This window comes from Brevibacillus sp. NRRL NRS-603, from assembly GCF_003013445.1.
Taxonomy (GTDB): Bacteria; Bacillota; Bacilli; order Brevibacillales; family Brevibacillaceae; genus Brevibacillus; species Brevibacillus formosus.
This window is the reverse complement of sequence record NZ_PXZN01000011.1, coordinates 219,664-234,300: the sequence shown is the minus strand read 5'-3', so window position 1 is coordinate 234,300 and position 14,637 is coordinate 219,664. Positions and strand designations below refer to the sequence as shown.

General features: G+C 46.7%; 11 protein-coding genes. 1 reads left to right on the top strand and 10 read right to left on the bottom strand.

Translation table 11 applies throughout. The annotated features are described in order from the left end of the window. Positions 1 to 41: 41 nt before the first annotated feature. The 5 genes from C7R94_RS07095 to speE form a co-directional block, all read right to left on the bottom strand. Positions 42 to 434, bottom strand: a complete 393-nt coding sequence (locus tag C7R94_RS07095) for a hypothetical protein (protein WP_106779453.1) — start codon at positions 432 to 434, stop codon at positions 42 to 44. Positions 435 to 508: 74 nt separating this feature from the next. Further along, positions 509 to 922, bottom strand: a complete 414-nt coding sequence (locus C7R94_RS07090) for a YwiB family protein (RefSeq protein WP_047069857.1) — start codon at positions 920 to 922, stop codon at positions 509 to 511. A gap of 55 nt (positions 923 to 977) precedes the next feature. Beyond that, the gene (locus tag C7R94_RS07085) at positions 978 to 2,222 is read right to left on the bottom strand and encodes an MFS transporter (protein ID WP_106779451.1); all 1,245 of its coding nucleotides are present in this window, start codon (positions 2,220 to 2,222) and stop codon (positions 978 to 980) included. Positions 2,223 to 2,405: 183 nt separating this feature from the next. Next, positions 2,406 to 3,275, bottom strand: coding sequence for an agmatinase (speB, locus tag C7R94_RS07080; protein ID WP_106779449.1), 870 nt, complete (start codon positions 3,273 to 3,275; stop codon positions 2,406 to 2,408). 19 nt (positions 3,276 to 3,294) lie between these two features. Beyond that, the gene (gene speE / locus C7R94_RS07075; RefSeq protein WP_088911020.1) at positions 3,295 to 4,128 is read right to left on the bottom strand and encodes a polyamine aminopropyltransferase; all 834 of its coding nucleotides are present in this window, start codon (positions 4,126 to 4,128) and stop codon (positions 3,295 to 3,297) included. A 196-nt stretch (positions 4,129 to 4,324) separates the two neighbouring features. Between speE and C7R94_RS07070 the strand changes: the two genes are divergently transcribed. Then, positions 4,325 to 6,376: a transglycosylase domain-containing protein gene (locus tag C7R94_RS07070; RefSeq protein ID WP_106779447.1), complete on the top strand. Its 2,052-nt coding sequence runs from the start codon at positions 4,325 to 4,327 to the stop codon at positions 6,374 to 6,376. Between the two features lie 50 nt (positions 6,377 to 6,426). On the opposite strand, the gene C7R94_RS07065 is transcribed toward C7R94_RS07070, so the two are convergent. From C7R94_RS07065 to C7R94_RS07045, 5 genes are all read right to left on the bottom strand, one after another. Next, entirely contained in the window at positions 6,427 to 6,684 is a 258-nt protein-coding gene (locus C7R94_RS07065; RefSeq protein WP_106779444.1) for a hypothetical protein, read from the bottom strand. Between the two features lie 239 nt (positions 6,685 to 6,923). Then, on the bottom strand, positions 6,924 to 7,421 hold the full coding sequence (locus C7R94_RS07060; protein WP_106779442.1) for a YwhD family protein: 498 nt from the start codon (positions 7,419 to 7,421) through the stop codon (positions 6,924 to 6,926). An 83-nt stretch (positions 7,422 to 7,504) separates the two neighbouring features. Next, a complete protein-coding gene (locus C7R94_RS07055; RefSeq protein WP_047069863.1) occupies positions 7,505 to 7,837 on the bottom strand; it encodes a hypothetical protein in 333 nt (110 codons plus the stop codon). Positions 7,838 to 7,863: 26 nt separating this feature from the next. Further along, a complete protein-coding gene (locus tag C7R94_RS07050) occupies positions 7,864 to 10,650 on the bottom strand; it encodes a lipase/acyltransferase domain-containing protein (RefSeq protein ID WP_106779440.1) in 2,787 nt (928 codons plus the stop codon). 66 nt (positions 10,651 to 10,716) lie between these two features. Continuing rightward, entirely contained in the window at positions 10,717 to 14,580 is a 3,864-nt protein-coding gene (locus C7R94_RS07045) for an ABC transporter permease (RefSeq protein WP_233220492.1), read from the bottom strand. Positions 14,581 to 14,637: the final 57 nt, after the last annotated feature.

Genomic DNA, 14,637 nt, shown 5'->3' with positions numbered 1-14,637 from the left:
AAAAATCATCACTTCGCCGAATATTCGGCACTTTTACGCATTTATCGGTTACGCCCTACCTGAATGGCAAGCATTGCGGTATACAGTAAATGTCCCAATATCCAGATGAGGAACGCTGTCATACTCATCGGGGATTGACTCAACACACTAAATGGGAAAAACGCAACAGAAAAACCAAGCATCCAGTAGAGCAAGTATCGTACCGATCGGGCTTTTCGTTCCCGCGGGTAAAAGTGCATGAGAAAAAAGGCGACGATCACACTAATCAGCAGATGAATCAATAGTTCTACAATAGAGGGCAGGTTTTCCATACCCGGTACATAGCTGACATCAATTAAAACAGGAAAGGTATTGGTATCAAACAAACCATCTCCAAGCGCTAAAAAAGCAGCAAGACCCAGACCGGCTATTAGTCCATTTGCGAGTACAAACATGCTGTATCCCCCTCTCACTTCAGCCGCAAGTACTCCTATTGTACGTGCAAAAAACCGCCCTTGCAAAGGGCGGCTTATTTTCCTAGCTCTATTTTCAGCTCATGCTCACCAGCGTACTGCTCATTCATCCATAGCTGGTACGCGATTTCTACCTGTACAGGAACCTCTGCTTCGTAGCGAATTCGCAGCTTGTTCGTATGCGTCTCCATTGCAAACGGACCATAAGGACTTTGATAGGTAGAATGGGTACTGGCGCCTTTTTCGAATTGCTGCCTGGTTGAAACTCCGCCCTGACGAACCAGCGTAATGGACGTATCTGTCAGCTTCAGTGTCGTGCTTACTTCGCCTACGCCCTCCATCTGCTCTTTGTAGGTCAAGTACCACGCGGATGCTTTTTGTACGCGCTTGCCCTCATAGCTGTGAGTCGTTTCTTCCCAGTTGCCTTCGACATGATGCCGTGCCGTCAATTTCACTTGTATGTCTTGCATGCTGCTTCCACACTCCACTTTCTTTCGCTTCCCATTTATCCCTACATTCTACCCTTCATCGCTCTTCTGTGGCAACCGCCGCCTCCGCTTTGGCATCCGCCAGCAGGTATCTCATGGTAGCAGCAATCCCGAGCGCCGCAAGCAACAGCAGACCCGCCAACACCAAGTACCCGACTCCTGCCCCCGTGTAATCGATCATAGTCGTAAACAAACCGATCAGGACCAAACGCATCATCATGCCGATTGAGTTGAAAAAGCTCATCACCCGCCCCATCTGATGCTTCGGCACAACTGTCATATAAAGCGATTGCCGAATCAAGCGCACAGAAGCGTTACTCCACCCGTAAAACGTGTACGCCGCAATCAGCGCCCAGCCATACGGCAAAGCAATCATGACGACAATGGCTATCGCGAACAGCAACGTATTGCCGATCATGGCTGCCAGCTGCCCCATCTTACGAACCACGATCGCAACGAGTAAACCTGCTGCCACGGCACCCAGTGCATACGTGACCTCTCCTAGTGAATAAACCGAGACACCCTCCTGCAGCGTTTGGCTTATGTAAACAGGCTTCAATAAGTTCGTAGCCATCACAGCAATGAAGGGCATGAGTGCGGATACCCCAAACAGAAGGAATCCTTTCTTTTGCTGAATGTACCGCCAGCTTTCCATCAGCTGCTCCGTCCAAGCGACGCCCTGGTTTTGCTTCGCTTCTTTTTCCAGCGTGAAGGTATACGTCATGGTAGACAGCAAGGTAAAGGCGAACAAGTACGTAATCGCATTGAAAATAATCACCACATGCAGCCCGTAGGAGCTAAGCAAAATCCCCGCAAACGCACCTGCAAGAACGGATGCAGTCTGTCCTTCGATCTCGAGCAGACTGTTGATGCTGTTGTAATGCTTGGGCTCAAACGTCTCCTGAACCAGTGCGGACTGCGTCGGATAATGAATTTGGTACATAAAAGTCGTCGTCAAATAGATCACAATCAGCATCCACTCGGTGTACTCTCCGAAAAAGCCCCAGATCGCGAGCATGCCAAGCACGCTAAACCCAATCAGATTTTCGACCAGCAGCATTTTTTTGCGGGAATAGCGATCAATGAGCGTCCCGATATACGGCCCAATGAAAAACATCAATACCGCAGAAGTAAACATCGTGGAGCCCAAAAGTTGAGCAGAGCCTGTCGTTTCCACTAGGAACCAGGCAATCCCGATCATCGTCATACCTTGCCCAAAGCCGGAGAACAGATTGGAAAAGAACAGCTTTCGAAATGGTGCGTAGGCAAATACTTCTCTCATGCAGACAACTCCTTTGTAATAAGAAAACCTCCGTCGACTTTTCAATCATTTCACTATTATGATTGTACTGACAATTTTATACTTTGTAAACTAAAATGTTTATTAATTTAGTTCAATCTCTATCACTAATAGGAAAAGCCCCCGGTTCTTTTTCAAAACCGGAGGCTTATTTACGCAGATATCTTATTTTACAAAGCTCAAGAGCAGCTCACGAACGATTTTGGATGCCGCGATTTGCGTCATTTCACTATGGTCATATACAGGAGCAACCTCCACCAAGTCACAACCGATGACATTCGCACCGTTGTTTGCCATGAAGTGAATGGTATCGAGCAGCTCACGAGACGTAATGCCGCCTGCTTCTGTTGTACCTGTTCCTGGGGCGTGCGCAGGGTCCAAAACATCGATGTCAATCGACAGGTAGATCGGACGGTTGCCGATGGTAGGCAGCACTTGCTTCACTGGCTCCAGTACATCGTATTTGTACAGGTGCATGTTTTCTTTTGCCCACTCAAACTCGTCCTTCATCCCGCTGCGGATTCCGAAAGAGTATACATTTTTACCACCGATCAGGTTGCATACCTTTTTGATCGGGGTGGAGTGGGAGTATTCGTATCCCTCGTAGTTGTCGCGCAGGTCTGTATGCGCGTCAAAGTGGAATACAACCATGTCCTTGTACTTTTCATAAACCGCTTGGAATACTGGCCAGGAAACCAAGTGCTCTCCGCCCAGACCCAATGGGAATTTGCCATCTGCCAATAATTTTGCCACGAATGTACGGATCGCATCCAGGCTACCTTCCACGTTTCCAAAAGGAAGAGGAATATCGCCGGCATCAAAGTATTTGATGTCTTCCAAGAGCCTGTCCAAGTACGGGCTGTACTCTTCCAGTCCGATAGAAACCTCACGAATACGTGCAGGGCCAAAACGAGATCCCGGACGGAAGCTCACTGTCCAGTCCATCGGCATACCGTAAATAACCGCTTGGCTTTCTTCGTAATTCCCGTGACTACGGATAAAGACATTTCCAGAGTATGCTTCGTCAAAACGCATAGGTGTAGTTCTCCCCCGATTAGTCGCGGGTCAGCTCAGCCACAAAGTTAGGCAGTTTGAAAGCAGCGTGGTGAACTTCCGCATTGTAGTATTTGGTGCCCAGGTCTTTGATTTTCGCTGGATCTACTTCCAACGGATCGTGTTGCTTGGAAGCGATGGTGAAGCTCCACAGTCCGGATGGATAAGTAGGGATGCTGCAAGTGTAGAGACGAGTAACCGGGAAGATCGATTTCAGGTCTTTGAATACGCGCTTGATCAGATCACGGTTGAACCAAGGAGATTCCGTTTGAGCAACCATGATACCGTCTGGTTTCAATGCATCGTGAATGCCTTGATAGAAACCTTTTTCGAACAGACCTACAGCAGGACCAACTGGCTCTGTAGAGTCGACCATGATCACATCGTACTCACCTTTGTGGTCATGGATATGTTTAATACCATCGATGACTTGTACATCTACACGCGGATTACCTGTCAATGCACTCGCAATCTCAGGGAAATATTTTTTGCAAGACTCAATGACGCCACCGTCGATTTCAGCCAGAACTGCTTTTTCTACAGACGCGTGCTTTACGATTTCACGAATAGCACCGCCATCGCCGCCGCCTACAACCAGAACCTTTTTCGGGTTTGGATGCGTATTCAGCGCGATATGAGAAATCATTTCATGGTAGACAAACTCATCGACATCGGTAGTCATAACCATGCCGTCGAGCACTAACATGCGACCAAACTGCTTCGTATTAATTACGTCGATTTGTTGAAACTCGGATTTCTCACTGTATAGGGTTTCTGTAATTTTCGTTGTTATCCCGTGATTTTCCGTCTGTTTTTCGGTGTACCACAATTCCATGTTCATGGCTATGTAACCTCCTTCAATTAACCGCATGAAAATACAATATAACAAGAAAATTATAGTAGCTGTCTTCCAAATTGCAAGATATTTTTCTAGCAAGGAAAGTTTAACCAGCTTGCAAGCGACACATACTACTAGTAACGTAGTATGTCCTATTTTATTGATTCAACCGCAGAAAGGAGGAGAAGCACACATGGAAGTCATTCGCGAAGCCCCATTGCTGCGCTATTTGCGTTGGGCTAAGAAATTTGTAAAATTTACCATTCTCAGCCTATTATGTTTCTCTTTTGCCATCTTGCTGCTCATTTTGTACTTACGCTCACAACCACTCCCGGAAACGTTTGTGAAGCAAACCACGACGATTTACGCTTCCAATGGAGAGATTTTGGATACGATGCACCGTGGCGAGAACCGGATTTCTGTGCCACTTGCAGAGATTTCACCCGCATTGCTTGATGCAACCATCGCGATCGAGGACCGTTCGTTCCGCGAGCATTTTGGCTTTGATTGGAAACGATTGGCCATGGCCGCTTATGTCGATGTCATTAATATGGACATGCGTCAGGGTGCCAGCACGATCACCCAACAATTGGCAAGAAATTTGTACCTCAGCTTGGACAAGACATGGGAGCGAAAAATCAAAGAAGCCCTTCTTGCGATTCAGCTAGAACTGAATTACAGCAAGGATGAAATATTAGAAATGTACGTGAATCAGATTTATTACGGTCATTCAGCCTATGGTGTACAAGCCGCTGCCCAAACCTATTTCGGCAAGGACGCCAAAGATTTGACGGTTGCAGAGAGCGCCATGCTGGCTGGCATTCCCAAGGGTCCTACTTATTATTCACCATTTGTCGATTTAGAACGTGCCAAAGCCAGACAAAAGCTCATTTTGAATGCGATGGAGCGCGACAATCTGCTGACATCGAAGGAAGTAGAGCAAGCCTACGCGGAACCAATCAAGCTGAAACAGCGAGCAAACGAGAATGTAACCGAGCCAGCTCCTTATTTCCGCGATTACATCGCTACTTTGGTAAAAAGCAAATATGGCATTGACGAAGAAAAATTTATTCATGGCGGTCTGAAAATCCATACAACCCTTGATCCAGTCGTACAAAAAAAGGCCGAGGATATAGTCGCCTCCGTTTTACCGAAGAATAATCCGAATTTGCAGGTGGCCCTTGTCGCCATGGACCCTGCTACTGGCTATATCAAAGCAATGGTAGGTGGACGTGACTACAAGGTGAGCCAGTACAATCGCGTGCTTAGCAAGCGGCAGCCCGGTTCCTCCTTCAAGCCGATCATGTATTTGTCAGCCTTGCAAAACGGCTATACACCGCTCACGTTGATGAAAAGCGAACCGACCGTTTTTACCTACGATAACAATAAGCAGTACATTCCCGGCAATTTTGGCGGAAAATATGCAAACGCACTGATCAATATGCGTGAAGCAATCAAAACCTCCGACAACATTTACGCCGTCAAGACCATTGATTTTCTCGGGCCGGAAAAAGTGGTTGATCAGGCAAAGCAATTAGGTATCACCAGCTCGATGCAAGCCGTTCCCTCTCTGGCACTAGGAACTTCACCTGTCTCTCCCTTGGAGTTAAACGCAGCTTATGCAGCAATCGTCAACAAGGGACAAGCAGTGAAGCCGATTGCAATTACCTCCATCGAGGACAGCGAGGGCAACATTTTGGTCGAAGAAAAACCAGAGAAAACACAGGTAGCCGATCCTGTCGCGTCTGCTCTCTTAGTGAATATGATGCAAAGCGTATTCGAACAAGGCGGTACAGGATATCGCGTAGCTGGCGAAATGAACCGACCGGTAGCAGGAAAAACAGGATCAACGGATTATGACGCCTGGCTGAGCGGATTCACTCCTCAGCTGGTTTCGACCGTATGGGTAGGTTACGACAAAAATCAAACGGTCGATGATGTAAAGGAAGGCTATCTGTCCAAAAAAATCTGGGCTCAGTTCATGGAAAGTGCGCTGAAAGGTCAGCCCCCTGCACTCTTTGACATGCCAGCTGGTGTTGTTTCTGTCTATATCGACCCCGCTTCTGGAAAACTGGCGACCGAGCATTGTCCGAATCCACAGCTCTTTTATTTCGCAAGCGGAACAGAGCCTCAAGATTACTGCACGGATCACATCCCGACAAATGAGACACCGACACCTTTAAAGCCGCCAGATTCTTCGACCTTTTGGCAGCGCATGGGCAGTTGGTGGAAACCGAATCAATAAAGAAAAAAGGACGTTTCTCTTATCGAGTACGTCCTTTTTGTGTGTGCCTATTAACCTAACGGGCTCTGATTGTCCCCGCCGCCTACGACTCCATCTCCATCGGCAAAAACATGGTCGTTGACGATCGTAATCAGACCAGCATGATCAAGCTGTTCCAATACTTCAAACAAGCTGTCCCTTTTTCCGGCAGGGAGCTTGCGCACAAAGTTGTTTATCTCGGTCGGAGTCACGTGTGTGCGGAAATGGACGCCACCGTGCCTCACAAAATGATCATGCGATTGTTCATTACCACGGAGATCTTCTTCCAATGGGTACCGCCCCTTCCGTCAAACAGTTTGGTTCAATCCCCATTAGTGTTCCGCGATTTCCCAAAAACTATGATGAACGATGACAATTATATAAGACAAACAGGGAAAGAGTGACGGCTCTTTCCCTGTTTGTTGACCAAGTGTACATGTACACAATATGGAAATAAGTTTACCTGACTTCAATTGTCTGAACAATTGATTTCACGATTTGTTCACAGACCGTTCACGATTTTCCAACTTTAGGACAAACTTTGCTTTAATTCCTCGGTGGAATTCTCATACATAGCCGCGTTATTTTCAATCAAAAGCTTTTTCAGAGCGGCTTTTTCCTTCTCGGATAGATCGGACAGCATAATACGTCTCTTCATAGAGTAATCCATGCGATTCACGTGATCTGCCAAAATTTTGTAGCCCCGACGCGCTTCCCGATCGATTTCCATGTAGCACGCAGTTGCCCCTGCATAGTAAGGACCAGCTTCATTGCGATCGACTGTTACCCAAACGAGCCAATAAGGCTTTCCATTTGGTACTTCTTCTTTATTTGTCGTCCATTTGATGCCCTTTTCTACAGAACTTTTGGCATGCAAGGCACCCATGTCAATGTACGCTTCGTCCCCATCGATAATGACAGAAGACACAGCATTCAAGTCGAGTACACCTTGACCAAAACCTCCGTGTACATCGGTTTTTCCACTCATGATGGTAAAGCCGCCTTTTTTATTATCAAAAATATCCATTTAAATAACCTCCAGACAATCATTCTCCTTCCTGTTATTCTACTCGAAAAACGTGCGATGACGCAATTTGCCTATGTGCCCAGTTATTTATCCATAGGTTTTTGGGTGTTTCGTTTTTTGTTTACGAGCTGGATGATTTTTTCGATGCCCCACATAATCAGGATCGTTACGACGGCTGTATGCACCGCCATGGCAACCTTCATGACTAACAGTTCGCCTAACATCGTGTCAGAGGGAACAATAAACAGGTAGTACACAAAGCTGATAAAAAGAACACTTAGAAAGATCAACCAGCCTCGAAAGCCTAGCGTGAAGCGAATGAAGGCAGCGATGAGCAAACCGATCAAAGGCCCCGCAAACATCAATGAGAATACGAAAGGACCGAGTATGAACCAGACAATCCAATTATCATCCATTGTCTTACATCCTTTGCTTTTGATGACTACACATCATTGGAATCCGTAGATTCTTCTACCTCAGCCAGTCCACGCTCATCAAGCACGTAACGTCTGCCTGTTTCTTTGTAACGCTCCGAATCATCTGAAGAGAAGCGTTTAATCAGAAAGCGCGCCGGTTCCTCTCCCTCTACAGCTACAGGCGGCTGGAATTCCAAGTCTTCACCATCTCGAACATGGATGACAACGATTCGATCGTGATATTCAATAGACAGGTCTTCCCGTACTTCTTTTTTATTGGCGTCGAGTGTAAAGGTCTGGCCGGATTTGTGTATCGTCACTTCAGGAAAGCTCTTGTCATCTTGTGCAATGATGTAATACAGGTAGTCCGAATTTTGAGCCGGAGCATTGCGCAACCCTGGTTGTAATTCCTCATCTCCCTGTAGCAATCTCGTTACTTGGTCGATGACTTCTGGTATGGTCGGCAGTTTGGCGTGTTCGCCTTTCACGTAGTATCGTTTTTTCATATCCTTCTGGGCGTAATTGGCACTCATATAGGGAACGGTACCATCCCCAACGCCAGGATCGAGAATCGGAGACCATTCATTATAAAAAGAATCATAAAAGTAACCGAGCAGTGTTACTTGGCCTGTACCCACGATGGAATACTGTGGAACATTGATCGTTTTGTTATCCCACTTTTCATGCATCGTGCCGCCATGTTTGACGAGCGGCGCATAGTCGAGGCGAATATTTTTGTCCTTTAAAAATTCATCATAGGTGTAGTACTGAATGTTACTCCTTTTCAGGAAGCCAACCGTTTCAAAATATTTTTTAGAGGGCAGCAGTTCGTAAACGGCAGGTGCATAAGAGGAGATCACTTTCCCTGTCTCCTCATCCAGCCAAGGAATCGAAAAATTGTATCCGTGCTTAAGAGCCTGATATGCCCGTGGAGAGCCAAGGAATGGTGTGCCCATATACACGACACGATTCACTTTGCGCTGGTAAGACACATTGGATAGAAGTGTTTCTTTTACCAAGAGCCCACCCATGCTATGTGCCACCAAATGCACCTGATTTGCCCCACTTGCCTTCAGTGCAGCGTCGATTTTCTCTTTTAGAAGTTTGGCATTTTTGGTGCTGCTGTACCGCCAATCGTACGGCAGTGCAAATAAGGTACGGTGCTTTTTATATCCCGCCTTCTCCAGTTCCTTCACCATGCTGTAATACTGTTCGGTAAGTTCTTTTAAAAACGGTGCATAGGAAAGATACTCGATGGCGTAAAAATCATCTTTTTCTGGATGGATCGTCGCATCACGTACGACTGGCTGTACATCTACACTATTTGGCTTGATCGGCTCCAAAGAAAGTAGCCGGCGGTGTTTGGGATCATTAATACCAATGAGACTATCGCCAAGTCCCAACCATATTTCCGACCTCTTTCCATTCTGCTCCACTTCCAAGCGCGATCCACCCACTCCTGGGATTAAGATAACCGGAATTGTTCTGTCTCCTATATAAAGACTGTACGAGTTAGCGGTAAATCCCGAGCGTTTGCTGGCCATGACCTTGACTTTGTAGGTTCCAGGATAGGCATTGAAGGTAATATGTTCATCCGAGTTCTTCGCTTTCTCGGATCTGGCAACTACTTTTCCAGCCTCGTCGAGCAGAAATACGTCCATATCCATTCCAACAGGGATATCCTTGAGGGAGACCTCCACAGTAGAGGAGAGCGTAAAGGATATGCTGTAAAAATCCACATCTGTCTTTGAATGAAGATTTCCTACGATATTTCGTTTATATGCATCCAGCTCGTAGGCCTTTTCCATTGTGTCGTTCGGCTCGTATTCATCTGCCTTGCCCCCTCCTTGATCCGCGGAGAAATCAGCTCGCAAGCGGTAGTAGTAATCTTTCGAAAACGAGCCCTGCTTTCCAACGACCTTGATGTAGTACCATTTGTCTTTTTCCAGTGCCAGTCCCTCGATTAATTCAGGCTCATTTCCATGCCGCTCTGAACGGGCAAGCTCCTGTTCCTCCTCATCATACACATAGAAATCGTAATCTTCGTTTGCCGGAATATCTGTGAGGGATATACTCATCTGCCCATTTGTTGTTCCTCTGATTTTCCAAAAATCAATATCATCCTTGCTGCTAATCTTTCCATGGCTGTCCTTTCCATCAAATAGCCAGTCCGATTTGCTGCCCAAGGTATCATTCGGTTCTACCTCAAAGCGAGCTTCTCTATTGCGCAGTTCCGCTTCTCCTGGCTTATTCTCGCCTGAAAAATGCGCATAAAATTCCTCTGCCAGCCGCGAAAGCTCTTCATCGGTGGCATCCTGCTCCTGTTTTTGTTCTGCCTCTTCTGGCGGGGCTTCGTTTGGGTCTTCGATCTCTCGCTCGACCAACTCTAACGGCTCTTTCTGATCGGCAGCCATTTCATCCCAAGGCGCCTTTTTCATTTTTATTTTTTCTACGGTCGGCTCTATGTGTTCAGGCAACGATAGCTCCCAGCTACGTAACGGCTCCTCTGAATCATCTATGAACATCTTGATCTGGATAGGGCTACCATCCATAGGCATTACAGCGAGGGAAATCTGAGACTCCTCATGAAAAGAACGAGTTTTGCTGTCGCTATCCTGATTAACAGACAGCTCTACTTTATCCGGAGCACCCGATAATTGTGCCTGAAAACGCACCTCTCCCTCGTCGATCCATGCCCACGCCTCCTCTACGAATATCTCCCGTTCTTTTGCCCAGCCCTGTTCCACTGTATTTCCCAAGCATAAAGCGAATAGGAGAAGTACACATAGCAAGCGCCGCGTGATTATTCCCACAAAAATCCCCCTCATCCTTTTTCTAGCTTTACTGTAGAAAAAGAAAGAGAGGGGGTGCAAATATTTTTACTGAGTCGTATGGTTGCGGATTCCTTGTCGTTCCCATGCATTTGCAATGATACGAAAGGGTAGCTGATAATCTTTAAGTTCGTGCCCTTGCCCTAAAGCTTTATTTTGATAGGGAAAGCCCTTGTTCACGTCAAAACGAAAGGAAACGGAGTAATAGACTGCGTAGCTCGCATCCTTTTGGAAGCCATGCTGTTTATCCCCCATCAAAGGCGTATCTACTCCCACTTCACGAGCTCCTAGCTTGGAAGCGGAATAGGAGGGTCCTCTCCAGAGCTGGGGAGTCGCTTGTTGCAAGGCTAACAACGACTGTAACGGCGTTTGGCGCAAGCCAGTTTCTGAAATCCACGCCCGGGCAGATGTCACGACAGGAAACTGGTTGCTCACAGGATGACGGTGTCGATCCTGCAACTCCACTTGTGTCAAGATGCGCTCTCCCGCGTAGTAATCATTTGGCTGGCTGTTTATATACCGATCCCTGGCATGATACGCTGTCCATTCGGCTGTATGGCGAATAGAGCCTGTTGCATTTGGCTCAAATACTTCAAAGGAGCGCTCTCCCCCTTTTACCGTAATGGTGTAGCGTCCTTTCATCGTTTTGGATATGTTCTGTGGTTCACACTCCTCTTCATCTTCGTCGTTCACAGCACAGCTCTCGTAGGACAGTTCAAAATCGATCTGATAATCCATCACGATGACAAAGCCGTTGATTTCTGCTTTATACTTTTGCGATTGGAGCACTTGGCGCCAAGTCGTCTGCGTGGGGACAGTGGTTCCTGTGTATACGACCTCTGTGCCTGTAGATGCACTGCTTACCTGCCATTGCATCGGCGCTCCGGGGCCTGTCAGCTTCAGATCAAGCTGTGGTGGTGTATAAACCGCCATGCTCTTGGCATTCGAAATCCACCCCGGATTCGCAATGACAGTGACGTTTTTGGTATTGTCCCCGCTGACTGAACTCTCCAATTGTGCTTTGAATTCCGCTATCTTCTGATTGATCTCCTGTTCTGTTTTTTGGAAGCCTTCGTTTATTTTCGACTGATCAATGATCACGCGAATCGTAGCAGGCTCACGTTCCCACACGCCATCTGCATGCAGCGGCAGTTTTTGTAGCTGTCGACCATCACTGTCATAAATCTCTAAACCAATTTCACCGCCATCAAAATCGCCTCCACCACCAGGCGGTTCAGGAACTTCTCCACCGACAATTTTCACTGGCCAGACCGCACGATTGTCCGTCCAGATCGTCTCGTTTTCCGGCATGGATTTCGCAGGGTTGATATGGGCAATAAAATCCTCGGATTTTTGCGGATACTTCGTCGGAACCGTAATCTTACGCACCTCACCCGGCTTGAATTCATTCACGTCCAAGCGTGTTTCCTTTTCTGAGCTCGCCCAGCGAACAGCCAATTTCGTATCATGCGTTAATTTCCCGGCATTCTTCACGTTGAATGTAATCGTCGCGTCGGTTCCAGAGGCTTGAGGGCTCTTCGGATCAATTTGAAAGCTCGATTTCACAATAAGCAAATTCTCTCCTTCCGGTTTTGGAGCGCCTTTGCCGATTTGCACAAAAAAATGACCGTCGCAGCCGTCACTCTGGGTTGAATAAAATTGCACCTTGTACAGCCCTTCTAAAAGAAGCCCATTTTCGTCCTTCGGGAAATACACCCAGTGGCTATTTGTGGAGGTGTTTGAACTATCGAGTGCCTTTCCGTTTCGCTTTCTTTCCCAGGAGCCTGACGCGGGATCAAACCATCTCATCGAAAAGTGACTATCATCCGACAAAAACATCCGAAACCGATACTTGTCTGGAATCCCATCTGCTGCTATTTCAATGGTTTCACCACGTTGAATATCCTTGCTCCACTTTTGGTTGTTTCGATCGATTTCTACTGACGCTAGAATATCCCAGCATTTTTGGTCAGATTCAATGGTGAATCGCACCTCACCAGTGCAGCCCGTTTCGGACTCGAACAGCAGCACGATTTCATCGCCAACATCTACATTTGCCGGCAACATGAGCCTGAATGACTCGTCCGCAGCAAGCTTGTCGGTTAACGCTGTTTTTCCTTCGGGACTCTTCCAATACCAAGTGCCAGATACCTTTGAAGAAAACGATAGATTGGTATCGTATTGATCTCCAGCCTCCGTAAAGTACTTGATGTATACAGGGTCTTTTAATGTAAATCCTGAGCTGACTGATCCATTCATGCTTTCCCCTTCAGGAGAAAATGGCAGAGGTGGTTCGCTATGTACCAAAAATGAAACCTTTTTTTGATCAACGATGGAGCAGGAAGCATCTTTTACGACGATCGTTATTTCCCAATTGCATTCAGGTCGTTCTCTCCACTTTGTCCCATCAAAGTTTAGCTTCAGTTTGTACGTTTTTCCTCGCTCGAATGGAAAATGGTACGGGTTATGAACATTTTCGTATGGAAGCTTTAAACTGGAGGAGTCATAGGGTCCCCATCTGCCATTGTCATTTTCCTTGACTGGCAAGGTATAGATTTTTCCGTTTGGAAGGGATACATCCCACTTGAGCGATGCCTCCGAGCTATCTCCGTATTTGGTTGTGTATTTGGCTCGGAACGTAAGCGTATCGAACGGCATAATCTCAATGGTTTGGCCGTTTCTGACTGAGGACGCCGCCAGCGTAACGATGGGGCATGAGTCTTCACCATCTGGCGACTCCACTCTAAAATATTTCTCCCAGCACTCTGTTCCATCATCACTGATGTAGACGACCTTTACCCGTCCAGAGCTACCGATGCTTCCTGTTCCGACTTTCCTGTTGCCATTCGCTCCAGGCTTCATGTCATAACCATTCATTGTGAATTTACCTGGTTTATTGGCATAGAGAGTGATATCGGCATTTTTTTCGACAGCGATATCAGAACCACCGCTTGCAACAGAATTGTGGTCTTTAATATCCTTGTCGCCAACGACTTGAATGTTCAGTTTGGTTTTTGTTGATCCGATTGAACAGGCTGGACCTGGGTCAGGCTTTTCGGGATCAGGTTTTTCCGGCGGGGTTACATCACCCACTGTGAATTGTGCCGTGTAAGGTGTCGAAACGTTTATGCTGCTTGATCCTTGGCGGCTTCTTTGATGCAGGTCAGTGATAGTTAGTGATACTTCATACACGCCTGGCTCGGTAGGCTTATATTCGGTATTTTTATAGCTCCACTTGTAGCCTGGGGGACTGCTTGTCTCGTTTACCGTGGGAACGGCTGTGCTTGGATCGTTGAATTTTTGATTAGACAAGATGCTCTTGTATCCACGTCCTGTTGTCTTGTTGACCACGCTTAAAGACCATACAAAAATGCCGCGGTCATAGTAAGAAAAGTCCGTGGCATTTGCATGAATCTCAACTGTTTCGTTGAGGTTGTATTTGGTTTTGTTGGTGGTTATGCTGCCGCTGGGTTGTGGGGTGGTTCGGAAGTGGCCTACAGAGATGTACCCGCCTTTGCCGTCTGGGACGAGGTTGTCTCCTTTGGTGTAGCCTGCGCCGCCTGAGGCGGTGGCTAGTTCTGCGAGGTTGTAGGCTTGGTAGGGTACGAAATTTGGCACCTCATTACTGGAGACAGTTTTACTATACACATTGGCAGTTCCACCGAGGATATAGTTTGAATTTCCACCGAACTTATTTATCCAGTAAGCCGCTTCGCTGTCATCTACAAAATACCATCCTCGGTCTGCTTTTTTGTGTATATCCGCAAAACCTAGAACCTTATTACTATCTATTATTCTATCTACTTCGATTTGAGAAACAGTTGCACCAAGTTGTCCGTCTATACCTGCGATCTGAAGAACATAGAATTCTCCTTTTGGCGCTAGCTCTTTATTTGAATCTACAGTTGCCACTTTAATCTTATGATAATTTGGTGAAGCATTTGCAAAGTTCGAATGAGTAGTTAAGAA

Bases quoted from the DNA above. Each gene is read 5' to 3' on its own strand.
- C7R94_RS07095 (WP_106779453.1), bottom strand. From the start codon at position 434: ATGTTTGTACTCGCAAATGGACTAATAGCCGGTCTGGGTCTTGCTGCT.
- C7R94_RS07055 (WP_047069863.1), bottom strand. From the start codon at position 7,837: ATGGATGATAATTGGATTGTCTGGTTCATACTCGGTCCTTTCGTATTC.
- C7R94_RS07085 (WP_106779451.1), bottom strand. From the start codon at position 2,222: ATGAGAGAAGTATTTGCCTACGCACCATTTCGAAAGCTGTTCTTTTCC.
- C7R94_RS07070 (WP_106779447.1), top strand. From the start codon at position 4,325: ATGGAAGTCATTCGCGAAGCCCCATTGCTGCGCTATTTGCGTTGGGCT.
- C7R94_RS07060 (WP_106779442.1), bottom strand. From the start codon at position 7,421: ATGGATATTTTTGATAATAAAAAAGGCGGCTTTACCATCATGAGTGGA.
- speB (WP_106779449.1), bottom strand. From the start codon at position 3,275: ATGCGTTTTGACGAAGCATACTCTGGAAATGTCTTTATCCGTAGTCAC.
- speE (WP_088911020.1), bottom strand. From the start codon at position 4,128: ATGGAATTGTGGTACACCGAAAAACAGACGGAAAATCACGGGATAACA.
- C7R94_RS07090 (WP_047069857.1), bottom strand. From the start codon at position 922: ATGCAAGACATACAAGTGAAATTGACGGCACGGCATCATGTCGAAGGC.